This window comes from Methylovorus glucosotrophus (assembly GCF_009858335.1).
Lineage (GTDB): Bacteria > Pseudomonadota > Gammaproteobacteria > Burkholderiales > Methylophilaceae > Methylovorus > Methylovorus glucosotrophus.
The window spans coordinates 1,254,457-1,268,056 of record NZ_VMSE01000001.1 but is presented as its reverse complement, the minus strand read 5'-3'; the positions used below and the strand labels follow the sequence as shown (position 1 = coordinate 1,268,056).

The window sequence follows — 13,600 nt, the reverse complement described above, 5'->3', positions numbered from 1 at the left end:
CTTAAGGCTGTGCAGCCAGCAGGCCACGCGCCAGTGTGCCTACCTCTTTCACCGCCTGCTCTATCGTCGGTGTCCAGGGATGACTGAAATTAAGCCGAATGAAATTGCGCAGCTCTCCCCGACGGCTAAACAAGGCGCCAGGCGCAATCGAGATCCCTTTCGCAATACATAAGCCGTAAAGATCCAGAGCATCCACTCCTACAGGCAACTCCAGCCAGACCACATAACCGCCGCCGGGGTGCGAAATACGGGTGCCCGCAGGAAAATGCGCCTCCACCGCTGCCTTGATCAACACGTAGTTGGATTTCAGCATGTGGCGCAAATGCCGCAAATGCAGGGCATGGCTGCTGCGCTTCATGAATTTGGCTATGGCGATCTGCGGCGCGGAAGGAATGGAAAGGCTGTTGAGGAACATTAGCTTTTCCACTTTTTCACGGTACTGCCCCGGCAACGCCCAACCCACCTGATAACCGGGAGCAAGCGACTTGGAAAACGAAGCGCAATGCAGCACCAGTCCGTCCTTGTCATAGGCCTTGATCGGCAATGGCGGCGCATCGGCAAAATACAGCTCCTGGTAGACATCATCTTCAATCAGCGGAATGCGCTTCGCCGCCAGCAGATTAACCAGCGCCTGCTTCTTGGCATCCGGCATGACCGAGCCTTGTGGATTCTGGAAATTGGCGGTCAGCAGCACGGCGGCAATCTGCACGTTTTCCATCAGCGCCTGCAAGGCGTCGAGCTCCATGCCCTCTTCCGGATGTGTGCGCACTTCAGCCACCTTCATGCCCATGCGCTCCACAGCATTCGCCAGCGCATAATAACCCGGGGCTTCGACAGCGATGGTATCGCCAGCCTTGGCGACGGCCTGCAGGCACAGGCTGATCGCCTCCGTTGCGCCGTGGGTAATCACGATATCGCGCGGCGAGACATCCATGCCGACATCAAGATAACGTTTGGCAATCTGCTGCCGCAGGCTTTCATTGCCGGGCGGCAAATCATTCAGCACACCCCAGTCGCCATTATCGGCATTCAGGGCGTTTTCATAATTACGAATTTTCTTGACCGGAAACAGCTGTGCGTCTGGGAAAGGCGAGCCCAGGGGAATCGTGCCGGACTCGCGTATGGAGCGCAGCGTGGACAATACCAGTTCAACTTGTGTGAGCTGACGCGCAGGGGCGGCAGCGGCATGGGGTTTGCGCGATGGTGGCTGACGCTGGGATACATAATAGCCAGACTGCGGATGGCTGTAGATCACGCCCTCTTGTTCCAGCAGTTCGTAGGCTTTGATGACGGTACTGATGCTGACCTTGTACTTCAGGCTCGCTTCACGTACCGAAAAGACTTTGTCGCCAGGGCGAAGCACGCTCTCATCGATTAATGCTCGGATGCGCGTAGCGACGGTGACGTATAACTTCATGGGTATATCAGGGTAGCCGGGGACGGCTTAATATACCCTAGTCCCTGCCCGCCCGGCAGGGATTTTTACTTCATGCAGCCTGCGCTGCCCGGCTCAGGCTGCAAGCTGGTCGAACAAGCCCATGCCATAGGCGGTAAGTTCGGTGGTCCAGCGGCCTGCATCATCGCAATGCACCGTCACCACACCATGCTCGGCAAGACTGGTCAGGTGTCGCTGTAAGGTGCTCATGCGCACGCTCAAACGCTTGCATAAGGCAGCCATGGGAATGGTCTTGCGGCCACGTTGCGTCTCCGCCAGCATGTCGCCAAGCAAGGCGCTCAGAAAGTATTCGACCTCCTGGGCCGTTTCTACCCTAAGCGGCTGCACGATGTGGCTCCATGATCACCGGTACTGATTTGGAAGTCGGCGTGTGCGAAATATCCGCTACGCTTTCCAGCGGTACCAGATTGTTGGTCTCTGGGTAATAGCCACCCAGGCAACCACGGGGAATGTCGTACTCCACCAGCAGGAAGCGGTCTGCGCGGCGGGTAATGCCATCCTGCCATACGCTCACCAGGTCAACGTATTCGCCGGCTTTCAGGCCATGCTCAACCAGATCTTCCTTATTAACGAATACGACGCGACGCTCGCCAAAAATACCGCGATAGCGATCATCCAGGCCGTAAATCGTAGTGTTGTACTGGTCATGCGAACGCGTGGTCATCAGGTTGAATACCTTGCTGCCAAACTGCTCGCGTGCCTTGTGGATAGGCAGATCGCGGGGAATGGCATGCACGCGGAACTCGGCCTTGCCTGTGGCAGTACGCCATACGCGGTCGTAAGAAGGTACGGGCAGGCGGAAGCCACCTGGCACCTTGATGCGTTCGTTGTACTGGGCGAAATCCGGCAACACGCGCTCGATGTCATTGCGGATGCGGCTGTAATCTTCCACGTACCAGAGCCATGGCGTTTTGCTGTTTTTCAGCGTGGCATGGGCAATACCGGCCACAATCGCTGGCTCGGACTTCAGATGTGGCGAAGCGGGCTTGTTCATGCCGTAGGAGATATGCACCATGCTCATGGAGTCTTCTACCGTCACGCCTTGTGCGCCAGAAGCTTGCATGTCGACTTCGGTGCGGCCCAGGCATGGCAGTATCAGCGCATCTTTGCCGTGTACCAGGTTGGTGCGGTTAAGCTTGGTGGAAATCTGCACGGTCAGGTCGCAATTACGCAGCCCCTGCCAGGTACGGTCGGTATCCGGTGTTGCAATCGAGAAGTTGCCGCCCAGGCTGATGAAGACCTTGACGTCGCCATCCAGCATGCCACGGATGGCACTCACCACGTCATGCCCATGCTTGCGTGGTGGCTCAAAGTTGTAAACCGTGCCCAGGCTATCCAGGAAGGCGTTGGAGGGTTTTTCGTAGATACCAATGGTGCGATTGCCCTGCACATTGCTATGGCCGCGCATCGGGCACAGGCCTGCGCCGGGCTTGCCGATATTGCCGCGCAACAGCATCAGATTGGTAATCATCTGAATGGTGGCCACGGAATGTTTGTGCTGGGTAATACCCATGCCCCAGGTGGCAATCACGCGCTCACCATTGGCATAGATAGTGGCCACGGATTCAATCTGCTCGCGGCTGACGCCAGACTCAACCAGGATAGGCTCCCAGCTTTCGGCGCGAATGTCGGCAGCAAAATTGTCAAAGCCGTGCGTATGTTGCTGCAGGAAATCCACATCCATGATGCGTTTGCCGCCAGTGGCAATCGCCTGATCATCCCATTCGATCAGGCATTTGATCATGCCTTTGACAAAGGCCAGGTCACCACCCAGTTTGGGTTGAACATAAATCTCACTGATCTTGGTGCCGCCAAATGTCACCATTTCGACGATGCTTTGCGGGTCGGCAAACTTTTCGAGGCCACGCTCACGCAATGGGTTGATGGAGACAATCTTGGCGCCACGGCGAGCACACTCGCGCAGTTCGCCCAGCATGCGAGGATGGTTGGTAGCCGGATTATGCCCGAACAGCAACAAGGTATCAGTATGCTCAAAATCTTCCAGCGTCACACTGCCCTTGCCGATGCCGACCATTTCCGGCAGGCCAACACTGGTGGACTCGTGACACATGTTCGAGCAATCCGGGAAGTTATTGGTACCGAATTCACGGCCGAACAGCTGATAGAGGAAAGCCGCTTCGTTACTGGCACGGCCAGAAGTGTAAAACACGGCCTGATCGGCATGCGACAGCGTACTCAGCTGACGGCCAATCATGGCATAGGCTTCATCCCATTCCAGCGGGACGTATTTGTCGGTGGCGCTGTCGTAGCGCATGGGATTGGTCAGGCGCCCCTGGTCTTCCAGCTTGAAATCACTCCACTCCATGAGTTCAGCCACCGTGTGCTTGGCAAAGAACTCAGGGGTGACTCGCTTGGCAGTAGCCTCGGCAGCAACTGCCTTGACGCCGTTTTCACAAAACTCAAAGGTAGACGTGTGCTCTTTGTCAGGCCATGCACACCCGGGGCAGTCAAAACCGTCAGGCTGATTCTGCGACAGCAAGGTAATGACACCTTTCGCCGGAATGCGCTGATTTACCAGCTGAAAAGCCACATTTTTCAATGCGCCCCAGCCAGCAGCAGGGTGTGGATAATGGCGAACAACTTTGTTATCTGACATATGCGGGCAAACTTCCTGTTAACTCGATGATTCGGCTGTTTAAGAAGCCAGCAGCCGGATTTGGATATGGTTATCCTATGGGCATCGCGTCAGGATTGGCAGACACAGATAAAGGGAATTTTTACAGTACAGTTGTCAGCACAGATGGGCCATATACAACGCAGGCCAGCGAGAGACCTCTAGAAATTGCCACCGCGCTGAATGGGGATGGGCGGCTCTTGCATCAGCGCAACCTGCTCACGCAGCTCCAGAATGCGATCCTGCCAGTATTGCTGGGTATTGAACCAGCTGAAAACGCGCGGAAAAGCGGGGTCGCTCCAGCGCATGGCCAGCCAGCCCGCGTAATGGATTAGCCTCAGCGTGCGCAAGGCTTCGATCAGATGCGCTTCGGCTGGGTTGAAATCATAAAAATCCTCGTATCCATCCAGCAAAGCCTGCAACTGCCGACGCATATCGTCCTGACTGCCAGACAGCATCATCCATAAATCCTGAATGGCAGGCCCCATGCGGCTATCATCAAAATCGACAAAATGCGGCCCGGCATCCGTCCACAAGACATTGCCCATATGGCAGTCGCCATGCAGGCGAATATGCTCCACCCTGCCCGCCCGTTCAAAACATTCGGCCACGCCTTGCAGCGCCAACTGGATCACCGCACGGTAAGGCTGCTCAAGGTCCGCAGGGATAAAGCCATGCTCAAGAAGATACTCACTGGGCACCCGGCCAAAACTTTCAATATCCAGCGTGGGGCGGTGCACATAAGGCTGTTGCGCTCCCAGCGCATGAATACGGCCGATAAAGCGCCCCATCCATTCCAGCACCTCTGGCTGATCAAGCTCGGGTGAGCGCCCGCCGCGCCGTGCAAACACTGCAAAGCGATAACCGCGGTACTCAAACAGGGTTTTGCCATTGATCTGAATAGGCGGCACAGCAGGAATTTCCGCCTCTGCCAGAGACAGCAAAAATGCATGTTCCTCGTTGATCTGCTGATTATCCCAACGCTGGGGTCGGTAAAACTTGGCGACAACCGGCTGACCATCCTCAATGCCCACCTGATAGACGCGGTTTTCGTAACTGTTCAAGGCCAGCTGACGGCCATCCGTCTTCAGGCCCTGGCTTTCCAGCGCGTCCAGCACCAGGTCTGGACTAAGATCGGAAAATGGCTCGGCGGCGGATGTGGGTGTATGGCTCATGTCGTCATTTTACATCCCAGGTCAAGGTTGCGGGTTTATAAGTCTGCAGTAGCGCAACGGCTCACCCAGAAGTGCATGCGGACGCAGTGGAAACAAAAAGGGGCTTGAACCCAGCCCCTTTTTGCACTCGCCATGCACAGAATTGTTATTTCAGATAAGGCTTCAGCTTGGTCATGATCTGGCTGGCCTCAGGCTCAACATCGCTACTGTAGGCATACACCTGCTCGCCATTGGGCAAGATCAGGTATTTGTAAAAATTCCACATGGGGGGCTCTTTGGTGATCGCCGCCAACTGCTTGTAGAAAAGATGCGCTTGCGGCCCCACCACAGAAGTCTTGCCTACCATCGGGAACTGCACGGCATAGGTCTGCTTGCAAAAGTCACCTATCTCCTTGTTGCTGCTCAACTCCTGCTTGAAGTCATTGGAAGGAAAGCCAATGATTAGCAAACCACGCGATTTGTAATGCTTGTACATGGACTCCAGCTTTTCAAACTGCGGCGTGAAACCACATTTGCTGGCGGTGTTGACCACCAGAATGGGCTTATCCTGATAGTCGCAAAGGTTGATCTTCTCGCCCTGCAAAGTATTGAATTGATGGTTGTAAAGCTCGTTACACCCTCCTGCATATGCCATATTGCTCGCCACCCACAATAAAACTGCCACTAGATATTTCATTTTTCTCTCACTGGATTCATGAAGCCTGCGCAAACCGCTTTGCACCACCCTTCTTGTGACTGCATTTTATGCGGTTTGTTCTCTCGACCTGGCAGGATTATGGCATAAGCCCCATGAAGGCTGATACTTGGCATTGGGGAAGCGTCAGAAATTCATTACGCCCAGGCAGAAACGCTGGCTGGCGGGCTCACACAGGCTGTAGTTGCGGGAAGGCGAAACGGTAGCGCGCAAAACAAAAAAGCCAGAGAATCTCTGGCTTTTTGCGATGCACACCCATGGAACTGGCTGAGGTGCTGTTGGCGGAAGGGGCGGGATTCGAACCCGCGTTAGGCTATTAGCCTAAACACGCTTTCCAGGCGTGCGACTTAAACCACTCATCCACCCTTCCGTAACGTGGAGGCGGATTATATATCAAGTCTGGCGGCTGTCCAAACCTAAAATGCAGTTCGCCTGGATTTCAGCAGATAGGCAGCCACCTGCTCATCATGCCCTTTCACCAGAATCGTCCCACGACGCTCAAGGACATACTTTTCACGCAACAGCTGATAGCTCGCTTCTGAGACTTGTATTTCCCCGGCAAGCCCATATTGCTCCATGCGCCGGGCAAGATTGACAGCGTCGCCCCACAGGTCATAGCTGAATTTTGAGTGGCCGATCACGCCCGCCACCACCGGGCCGCTATTGATGCCGATGCGCATGGATAACGGCGTACCCAGCTGGGTGGAGATGATCTGCAACAAGGCTTGCACCTCCAGTGCCATATCCGCTACCGCCTCGGCATGGTCAGCTCGCTCAATCGGGGCGCCACAGACCAGCATGTAGGCATCGCCTATGGTCTTGATCTTCTCCAGGCCATACTTGGCTGCCAAACGGTCAAATCCGGAAAATACCTCATTCAGCAGATCCAGCAATGCTTCCGGTGACAGATGCAAGGATAGCCGGGTGAAATCCACCAAATCCGCAAAGAGGATGGTCACATGCTCATACCGGTCAGCTATTTTCACCTCTCCGGCTTTCAGGCGTTCCGCGATGGACACCGGCAACAGGCTCAGTAAAAGCTTCTCCGAGCGTGCCTGCTCGTAAGACAGGGCTTCCATGAGCCTGGCTTTCTGCGATTGAAAATAGCGCAGAACGGTATACAGAATGCTGGCAACACCTGCCAGATTGATCAGGAAAAATATGCTTTTGGTCGTGGCAGGAATGGGTAATGCATAGCCCGCAAACAGGCTGTTCAGCTGCCAGGAAACCCCTGCCAGAATGAGAAACAGGGCAAACCATTGCGTGGATTGCGTTGCGCCCAGGATCATCATGGCGCCTACGGGCGACAGCAAGGCCCAGATCGCCATGCCACTGGAGGCTTCAAAGCCGCCAATAATCCATTGCATGAAAAAAGGCATGACCAGCAGCATGACAAGCTGGGTAAAGACGAAATAATCGAAGCGCTGCATACGGTAGAACAGCAGCAGACTGGCATAGGAGACGACCAGATAAACGTAAGGCACTGCGGCCATGAGCGCGTAGCCATCGCCCAGGCCGGACAGGGTATAAATCCAGAATATGCAGATCAGGCTTTCAGCCAGCACCAGAAAAAACAGAATAGCCTGGCCTAGCAGGCTGGCTGTCGGGCTTTGCAGCGTGGACCACATTCCCTTGATACGCCCTTGCCATGGTTGCTGAATGCTGAACATGCCAGATTTTTCGCGCACTTAACCCTTGAGATTCTTATTTATTTCATTGATTTATCTCCGCACTATAGCGCATGGATTAGGCATTATCTAGCGGGCTTTCCTCGATGACCGCCTCTATTTCGATTAGGGAATCCAGGCGTTTTGCGCTAGAATTATTTCCGGCGGGCCTCCCCGCATTGCAAAGTAGCGAACCTGGTCAGGTCCGGAAGGAAGCAGCCACAGTTATTGAAGCAAGTGCCGGGGGCTGGGCTCGCCACCGAATTCCCAGGGTTTGATCATGCAAGTGACATCCTCATGATCAAATCTCCGCTCTTACGCGAATGCGCTTTTTGGACTAAAGTTGTAGTCTCGCTAATCTAAGTAAACGCCTGCCTTATGAGTTATCAAGTTCTTGCCCGGAAATGGCGCCCAAAGCTGTTCGAAGCGCTGGTCGGACAGGAACATGTGGTGCGCGCACTGACCAATGCCCTTGAGCAACAACGGCTGCATCATGCGTATCTCTTTACCGGCACCCGCGGTGTGGGCAAAACCACGCTGGCCCGTATTCTCGCCAAATCCCTGAATTGCGAAACCGGCATTACCGCTCACCCTTGCGGTGTCTGCTCGGCCTGCGTGGACATTGACCGCGGCCGCTTTGTCGACATGCTGGAAGTGGATGCGGCCTCCAACACCCAGGTCGACAGCATGCGCGAGCTGCTGGACAACGCCCAATACGCCCCGACCGTAGGCCGCTTCAAGGTCTATATCATCGATGAAGTGCACATGCTGTCGCGCTCTGCCTTTAATGCCATGCTGAAAACGCTGGAAGAGCCCCCTGCTCACGTCAAGTTCATTCTGGCGACGACGGACCCGCAAAAGATGCCGGTTACCGTGCTTTCCCGTTGTCTGCAATTCAATTTGCGCCAGATGTCGACACCGGCGATTACCAGCCATTTGCAGGAAGTCCTCGCCAAGGAAAATATCCCCTCTGACAGCATTGCACTGCAACTGATCAGCCGGGCGGCCAATGGCAGTATGCGCGATGCCCTCTCCCTGCTGGATCAGGCGATTGCCTACGGTGGCAATCGGGTAAATGAAAGCGAAGTACGCGCCATGCTGGGCGCCATCGACCAGAGCTATCTCTACGGCCTGCTGGATGCCCTGATTGCCCAGGACGGCCCCAGCCTGATGGCGCAAGCCAAAAGCATGGAAGAACGCAGCCTGTCGTTTGATACCGCCCTGGCGGATCTGGCCCAGTTACTTCATCAGCTGGCCGTGGCACAAACGGTACCAGAAAGCATTCCCCTCGACCTGCCCGAGCGCACCGCCCTGCTGGATCTTGCCACCAAGCTCCCGGCTGATAAAGTGCAGCTTTATTATCAGATTGCCCTGCTGGGCCGTCGCGATCTTGGTTTGGCCCCGGATGAGTTTGCGGGATTCACCATGTGCCTGTTGCGCATGCTGGCATTCAGCAATGAAAGCACCAGCAAGCCTGCGCCGACTGCACCGGCCCCTTCTGGCAGTGATCGCCCTATCGGTCAACATGCAGGCAGTGCTGCCAGTGCGCTTGCTGCCGCCACCATGGCGAGATCAGCCACACCATCGCCCGCCGCCATTGCATCGCCCCCAACTCCCCAGGCAAAACCTGTGGCAGAAGCCACGATGGTCACCAGCAATGAGGCAGATGCCGCACCGGCAACTCTCCCAGCGGCTGCCACTCCCGCAGCAACCGTAGCTGAAACGCCAACTGACGTCCCAACACATTCTCAGGTATCGTCGCCTGAACCGGCTTACACTGCCGCATCGGAGCCTACGCTTGCATCATCCCCCGTGGAAGACAGCCTGCAGGAGGAGTTCGACGGTAATTGGCGCCTGTTGGTAGACAAGCTGAAACTCGGCCTGGCAAGGGCACTGGCCCAGCACTGCGAGTTAATTGGGCATACGGCAGACCGTCTTGAGCTACAAGTGCCGGAAGCACATAAACATTTGCTCGACCCGAATTATCAGGAAAAACTGAAAGCGGCGATTGAGGCCCACTTTGGCCGCAAGATGCACTTGCAATTCAGCATAGGCGGCGGCAATAACACGCCTGCGCATCAGATCAGCCAGGAAAAAGCCGAGTTGCAATCGCAGGCAGAGTCTTCCATCCAGCAAGATGGCTTTGTGCAGGCGTTAATGCGTGACTTTGGCGCGCAGATCATACCCTCCAGTATCAAACCCCTACAATAACCGCAGACGAAGGAGCATCCCATGATGAAAGGCGGCTTGGGCAACCTGATGAAACAGGCCCAGCAAATGCAGGAAAACATGAAGCGCGCGCAGGAAGAACTGGCGCAGGTGGAAGTGGAAGGCCAGGCTGGTTCCGGCATGGTCAAGGTCACCATCACCTGTCGTAATGAGGTAAAAAGACTGCATATCGACCCCAGCCTGATGAGCGATGACAAGGAAATGCTGGAAGACTTGATCGTGACAGCGCTCAACGATGCCGTGCGCAAGGCCGAAGCCACCTCGCAACAGCGCATGAGCGGTCTGATGCCTGCCGGCATGAAACTGCCTTTTTAATCCCACCGAAAAATCACTCACGTCATGCGCAATCCGCCCGCACTGGAGCAGCTTGTTGAGTCTCTGCGCTGCCTTCCAGGCGTAGGCCCCAAGTCCGCATTGCGCATGGCCTATCACCTTTTGCAGCGTGATCGCAGCGGTGCCAATGGCCTCGCCCAGGCGCTGCACAATGCATTGCAAGTCGTCACCCATTGCAGCTTGTGCAACACCTTCAGCGAAGATATCGTCTGCCCTCTATGCGCAGCGGATAACCGCGACCCCACTTTGCTCTGCGTGGTTGAAATGCCGACGGATCTGATGATGCTGGAGCAGACGCGCGTGTTTCAGGGCCGCTACTTTGTATTGATGGGCAAACTGTCCCCGCTCGATGGCATAGGCCCCAAAGAAATTCATCTGGAAAAACTGCTGAAACGTGCCCAGGATGGCGTGGTAGAAGAAGTGGTGCTCGCCACCAATTACACCGTAGAAGGCGAAGCGACGGCGCACTACATCAGCGAACTGTTACGCTCGCGTGGCCTCAAGGTGAGCCGCATCGCACGAGGCTTGCCCATGGGCGGAGAAATTGAACATGTGGATAGCGGAACACTGGCGCAGGCCCTGATGGAGCGGCGCAGCGTTCGCTAATCGAGTCCGTATTTCAAAGCCGGATGTGCAAGCCGCCCTTGATTGATGCGGAAAACGACCCCGACAATCTGAAGCAACCCCGCCACTAGGCATAGTGGCATGCTGGATACCTCAGTTGATTAATGCAATCAAATCCAGCGGTTTATCAATGGTTGCATCCGCGCCCCACTGCTCGGGTTGATCCTGCTCATCGAGATAACCATACATTGCCAGCACGGTTTTCATGCCCGCAGTGCGTCCGGCTTCAATATCTCGCTCGGCGTCACCAATATAAAGACACTGCTGCGGCTTGACTGTCATCTGCTCACAAGCCAGCAACAAGGTATCGGGATATGGCTTGGCTCGGGCGGCATCATCCCCGCTAACGACACAGGCGGCACGGCTGCTCAAGCCCATGACCTGCATCATGGGCTCGGTGAACCGTCTGGGCTTGTTGGTGACCACGCCCCATTGCAAGCCCTGGTTTTCTATATGGGCCAGCACTTCTGCCATGCCAGAAAAAAGTACCGGCGACCGCGCAAAAACCTCATCATAAAGCGCCAGATATTCAGCACGCATGGCGTCGAATTCAGGATCTTCCATGGTGATACCAAAGCCTTTGTGCAAGAGGCCCCGACTGCCGTGCGAAGCAAACGGACGGATGTCATCCAGCGGCAAAGCCGGCAGGCCGTGCCGCTCCCGTTGCAGGTTAAGCGCATAAGCAAGGTCTGGTGCGGTATCCACCAGGGTACCGTCGAGATCAAACAGGATAACGTCAGCCACGCTTACTTCACCGTATGCATGATGTAATTGACTGAAACATCCGTTCCCAGCGAGTAATGCTTGCGCAGCGGGTTGTAGCTCATCCCGCGCATGCCGCTAACCGTTAATCCAGCCTCCCTCGCCCACTCTGCCAGCTCGGATGGCTTGATGAATTTGGCGTACTCATGAGTGCCCTTGGGCAACATGTTCAGCACGTATTCGGCTCCGATAACGGCAAACAGATACGATTTAGGATTGCGATTCAGCGTGGAAAAAAAGACATGTCCGCCTGGCTTTACCAGGGTCGCGCATGCACGCACTACGGCCGCAGGGTCAGGCACGTGCTCCAGCATTTCCATGCAGGTGACAACGTCGAATGACCCAGGCTGCTCCTGGGCAAGCGCTTCGACTTCGATCAGGCGATAATTCACGCTTGCACCGCTTTCAAGGCGATGTAATTCCGCGACTTTTAACGCCTTCTCGCCAAGGTCAATACCGGTGACATCTGCGCCGCGCGCGCTCATGGATTCGGAGAGAATGCCACCTCCGCAACCAACATCCACCACGCGTTTACCCTGCAAACCGGCAAGCTCGTCTATCAGTTGCAAGCGCAGGGGGTTGATGTCATGCAAGGGCTTGAATTCGCTGTTGGGATCCCACCAGCGGTGAGCCAGCGTGGCAAATTTCTGCAGTTCTGCAGGGTCTACATTCACACCCGGAATGGACTGAGTTTTGGATACCATTGTGTCGTAATTTCCTTTAATTCTGCAGGTTCAACATGGGCATAGATACCTTCCTGATAGCAGAGTTCGCCAGCTACCCAGGTATGCGTCACGTGCTCGCGCCCGGCCACGTAAACCAGATGGGAAACGGGATCAAAACATGGATTGCAAATGGCGCTATCCATATCAATCGCCACCAGGTCAGCCAGTTTACCTGGCTCGATAGAGCCGATTTTATCGTCAAGCCCCAATGCGCGCGCGCCATTTATCGTGGCCATTTCCAGGGCGGTAGTGGCAGGTACAACAGCCGCATCCTCACTCGCCCCTTTCGCCAGTAATGCTGCCAGGCGCATTTCTGCAAACATGTCCAAGCGGTTATTGCTGGCGGCGCCGTCCGTCCCCAGGCCAACATTAATGCCAGTCTCAAGCATGGCAGGAACATTGGCAATCCCACTACCCAGTTTCAGATTGGATGCAGGGCAATGGGCTATATGGCAGCCGAACTCCTTCAGCAGAGCGCGCTCCGCCTCATCCAGATGGACGGCATGGGCAGCTACCAGGCCGGGGCCCAGTATACCGAGATCTGCCATGCGCTGTATGGGCCTGATGCCGTATTGCGCAACGCTCTGCTCAAGCTCGGTACGCGTTTCATGCAGATGGGTATGGATTCCCAGCCCCAACTGCTCGGCATAGGTCATCACTTTCTCAAAGCTGCGGTCACTCATGGTGTAAGGCGCATGGGGCGCAAGGCTGCTGGTAATGCGTGAAGTTCCACGCCAGCCATCCCGCGCTTCCAGGCCTTTCAGCAGATAATCATCGGCATCCGTAGCGTAAGCCGATGGAAAATCCATCACCACCAGTCCGAGATGCGCACGTATGCCAGCCTGAACAACCGCCTCTGCCGCCGCATCCGGATAAAAATACATATCATTGAAACAGGTAACGCCACCTGCCAGCATTTCAGCACTCGCCAGCAAGGTCCCATCTCTGACAAAGCGCGGGGTAACAGCGGCGCGCTCTGCGGGCCAAATGTGATGTTGCAACCAATCCATCAGGGGCAAATCATCCGCCATGCCACGCATCAGGGTCATGGCAGCGTGTGTATGCAGATTGATCAAACCAGGCATCAGCGCATGGTGTTCCAGCCGGACCACTCGGGTAGCTTGAAAGGTCGCTCTGGCTTCTGCGGTTGGCAAGATAGCATGGATACTACCGTCATCATTAATCAGGACCGTGGTGTGCTCGAGCACCACGCCTTGTGGAATGACGGGTATAACCCACCGTGCCTCTATTGCCAGCGCTACTTCAGTTGTATTCATTGTTCAGCCCATAAAAAAGCCCC

The 13,600-nt window shown here is 55.5% G+C and carries 12 protein-coding genes, 1 tRNA gene and 1 other RNA gene; 4 read left to right on the top strand and 10 right to left on the bottom strand.

The genetic code is table 11. From position 1 onward, the window contains the following. Window position 1: 1 nt before the first annotated feature. The 7 genes from FNL37_RS05920 to FNL37_RS05890 all read right to left on the bottom strand — a co-directional run bounded on the left by FNL37_RS05920 (window position 2) and on the right by FNL37_RS05890 (window position 7,648). Window positions 2-1,417, bottom strand: coding sequence for an aminotransferase-like domain-containing protein (locus FNL37_RS05920; RefSeq protein ID WP_159355487.1), 1,416 nt, complete (start codon window positions 1,415-1,417; stop codon window positions 2-4). A 93-nt stretch (window positions 1,418-1,510) separates the two neighbouring features. Beyond that, a complete protein-coding gene (locus FNL37_RS05915; RefSeq protein ID WP_015830260.1) occupies window positions 1,511-1,783 on the bottom strand; it encodes a hypothetical protein in 273 nt (90 codons plus the stop codon). Then, window positions 1,770-4,073, bottom strand: coding sequence for an FdhF/YdeP family oxidoreductase (locus tag FNL37_RS05910; RefSeq protein ID WP_159355486.1), 2,304 nt, complete (start codon window positions 4,071-4,073; stop codon window positions 1,770-1,772). The genes FNL37_RS05915 and FNL37_RS05910 overlap by 14 nt, the downstream gene beginning before the upstream one ends. Window positions 4,074-4,252: 179 nt before the next feature. Beyond that, window positions 4,253-5,266, bottom strand: a complete 1,014-nt coding sequence (locus tag FNL37_RS05905; protein ID WP_159355484.1) for a serine/threonine protein kinase — start codon at window positions 5,264-5,266, stop codon at window positions 4,253-4,255. A gap of 145 nt (window positions 5,267-5,411) precedes the next feature. Further along, on the bottom strand, window positions 5,412-5,942 hold the full coding sequence (locus tag FNL37_RS05900; protein ID WP_041362196.1) for a glutathione peroxidase: 531 nt from the start codon (window positions 5,940-5,942) through the stop codon (window positions 5,412-5,414). 297 nt (window positions 5,943-6,239) lie between these two features. Continuing rightward, window positions 6,240-6,330, bottom strand: a tRNA-Ser gene (locus tag FNL37_RS05895). Window positions 6,331-6,376: 46 nt separating this feature from the next. Next, window positions 6,377-7,648 (bottom strand): adenylate/guanylate cyclase domain-containing protein, encoded by a 1,272-nt coding sequence (locus FNL37_RS05890; protein WP_159355482.1) that lies wholly within the window; start codon window positions 7,646-7,648, stop codon window positions 6,377-6,379. A gap of 142 nt (window positions 7,649-7,790) precedes the next feature. On the opposite strand from FNL37_RS05890, the gene ffs reads away from it, so the two are divergent. From ffs to recR, 4 genes are all read left to right on the top strand, one after another. Further along, window positions 7,791-7,888: signal recognition particle sRNA small type (gene ffs / locus FNL37_RS05885), an RNA gene on the top strand. 117 nt (window positions 7,889-8,005) lie between these two features. Next, the gene (gene dnaX / locus FNL37_RS05880; RefSeq protein ID WP_159355480.1) at window positions 8,006-9,838 is read left to right on the top strand and encodes a DNA polymerase III subunit gamma/tau; all 1,833 of its coding nucleotides are present in this window, start codon (window positions 8,006-8,008) and stop codon (window positions 9,836-9,838) included. Window positions 9,839-9,862: 24 nt separating this feature from the next. Beyond that, complete coding sequence (locus FNL37_RS05875) at window positions 9,863-10,171, top strand: YbaB/EbfC family nucleoid-associated protein (protein WP_202943926.1); 309 nt, start codon at window positions 9,863-9,865, stop codon at window positions 10,169-10,171. Window positions 10,172-10,195: 24 nt separating this feature from the next. Continuing rightward, on the top strand, window positions 10,196-10,795 hold the full coding sequence (gene recR / locus FNL37_RS05870; RefSeq protein WP_013442452.1) for a recombination mediator RecR: 600 nt from the start codon (window positions 10,196-10,198) through the stop codon (window positions 10,793-10,795). Window positions 10,796-10,906: 111 nt separating this feature from the next. Here the strand turns inward: recR and FNL37_RS05865 are convergent, their stop codons facing one another. From FNL37_RS05865 to FNL37_RS05855, 3 genes are read right to left on the bottom strand one after another with little or no spacing between them, the layout of a single operon-like run. Further along, a complete protein-coding gene (locus FNL37_RS05865; RefSeq protein WP_013442453.1) occupies window positions 10,907-11,557 on the bottom strand; it encodes an HAD family hydrolase in 651 nt (216 codons plus the stop codon). Window positions 11,558-11,559: 2 nt separating this feature from the next. Next, window positions 11,560-12,279: a bifunctional 2-polyprenyl-6-hydroxyphenol methylase/3-demethylubiquinol 3-O-methyltransferase UbiG gene (gene ubiG, locus FNL37_RS05860; RefSeq protein WP_159355478.1), complete on the bottom strand. Its 720-nt coding sequence runs from the start codon at window positions 12,277-12,279 to the stop codon at window positions 11,560-11,562. Then, window positions 12,246-13,577 carry a TRZ/ATZ family hydrolase gene (locus FNL37_RS05855; RefSeq protein WP_159355476.1) on the bottom strand — a complete coding sequence of 444 codons (1,332 nt, stop codon included), beginning with the start codon at window positions 13,575-13,577 and terminating at the stop codon, window positions 12,246-12,248. The genes ubiG and FNL37_RS05855 overlap by 34 nt, the downstream gene beginning before the upstream one ends. Window positions 13,578-13,600: the final 23 nt, after the last annotated feature.

What these genes read in the sequence shown, in the direction of transcription:
- FNL37_RS05920 (WP_159355487.1), bottom strand. Translation starts at nt 1,417, where the DNA reads ATGAAGTTATACGTCACCGTCGCTACGCGCATCCGAGCATTAATCGAT.
- FNL37_RS05910 (WP_159355486.1), bottom strand. Translation starts at nt 4,073, where the DNA reads ATGTCAGATAACAAAGTTGTTCGCCATTATCCACACCCTGCTGCTGGC.
- FNL37_RS05905 (WP_159355484.1), bottom strand. Translation starts at nt 5,266, where the DNA reads ATGAGCCATACACCCACATCCGCCGCCGAGCCATTTTCCGATCTTAGT.
- FNL37_RS05900 (WP_041362196.1), bottom strand. Translation starts at nt 5,942, where the DNA reads ATGAAATATCTAGTGGCAGTTTTATTGTGGGTGGCGAGCAATATGGCA.
- dnaX (WP_159355480.1), top strand. Translation starts at nt 8,006, where the DNA reads ATGAGTTATCAAGTTCTTGCCCGGAAATGGCGCCCAAAGCTGTTCGAA.
- FNL37_RS05875 (WP_202943926.1), top strand. Translation starts at nt 9,863, where the DNA reads ATGAAAGGCGGCTTGGGCAACCTGATGAAACAGGCCCAGCAAATGCAG.
- recR (WP_013442452.1), top strand. Translation starts at nt 10,196, where the DNA reads ATGCGCAATCCGCCCGCACTGGAGCAGCTTGTTGAGTCTCTGCGCTGC.
- ubiG (WP_159355478.1), bottom strand. Translation starts at nt 12,279, where the DNA reads ATGGTATCCAAAACTCAGTCCATTCCGGGTGTGAATGTAGACCCTGCA.
- FNL37_RS05855 (WP_159355476.1), bottom strand. Translation starts at nt 13,577, where the DNA reads ATGAATACAACTGAAGTAGCGCTGGCAATAGAGGCACGGTGGGTTATA.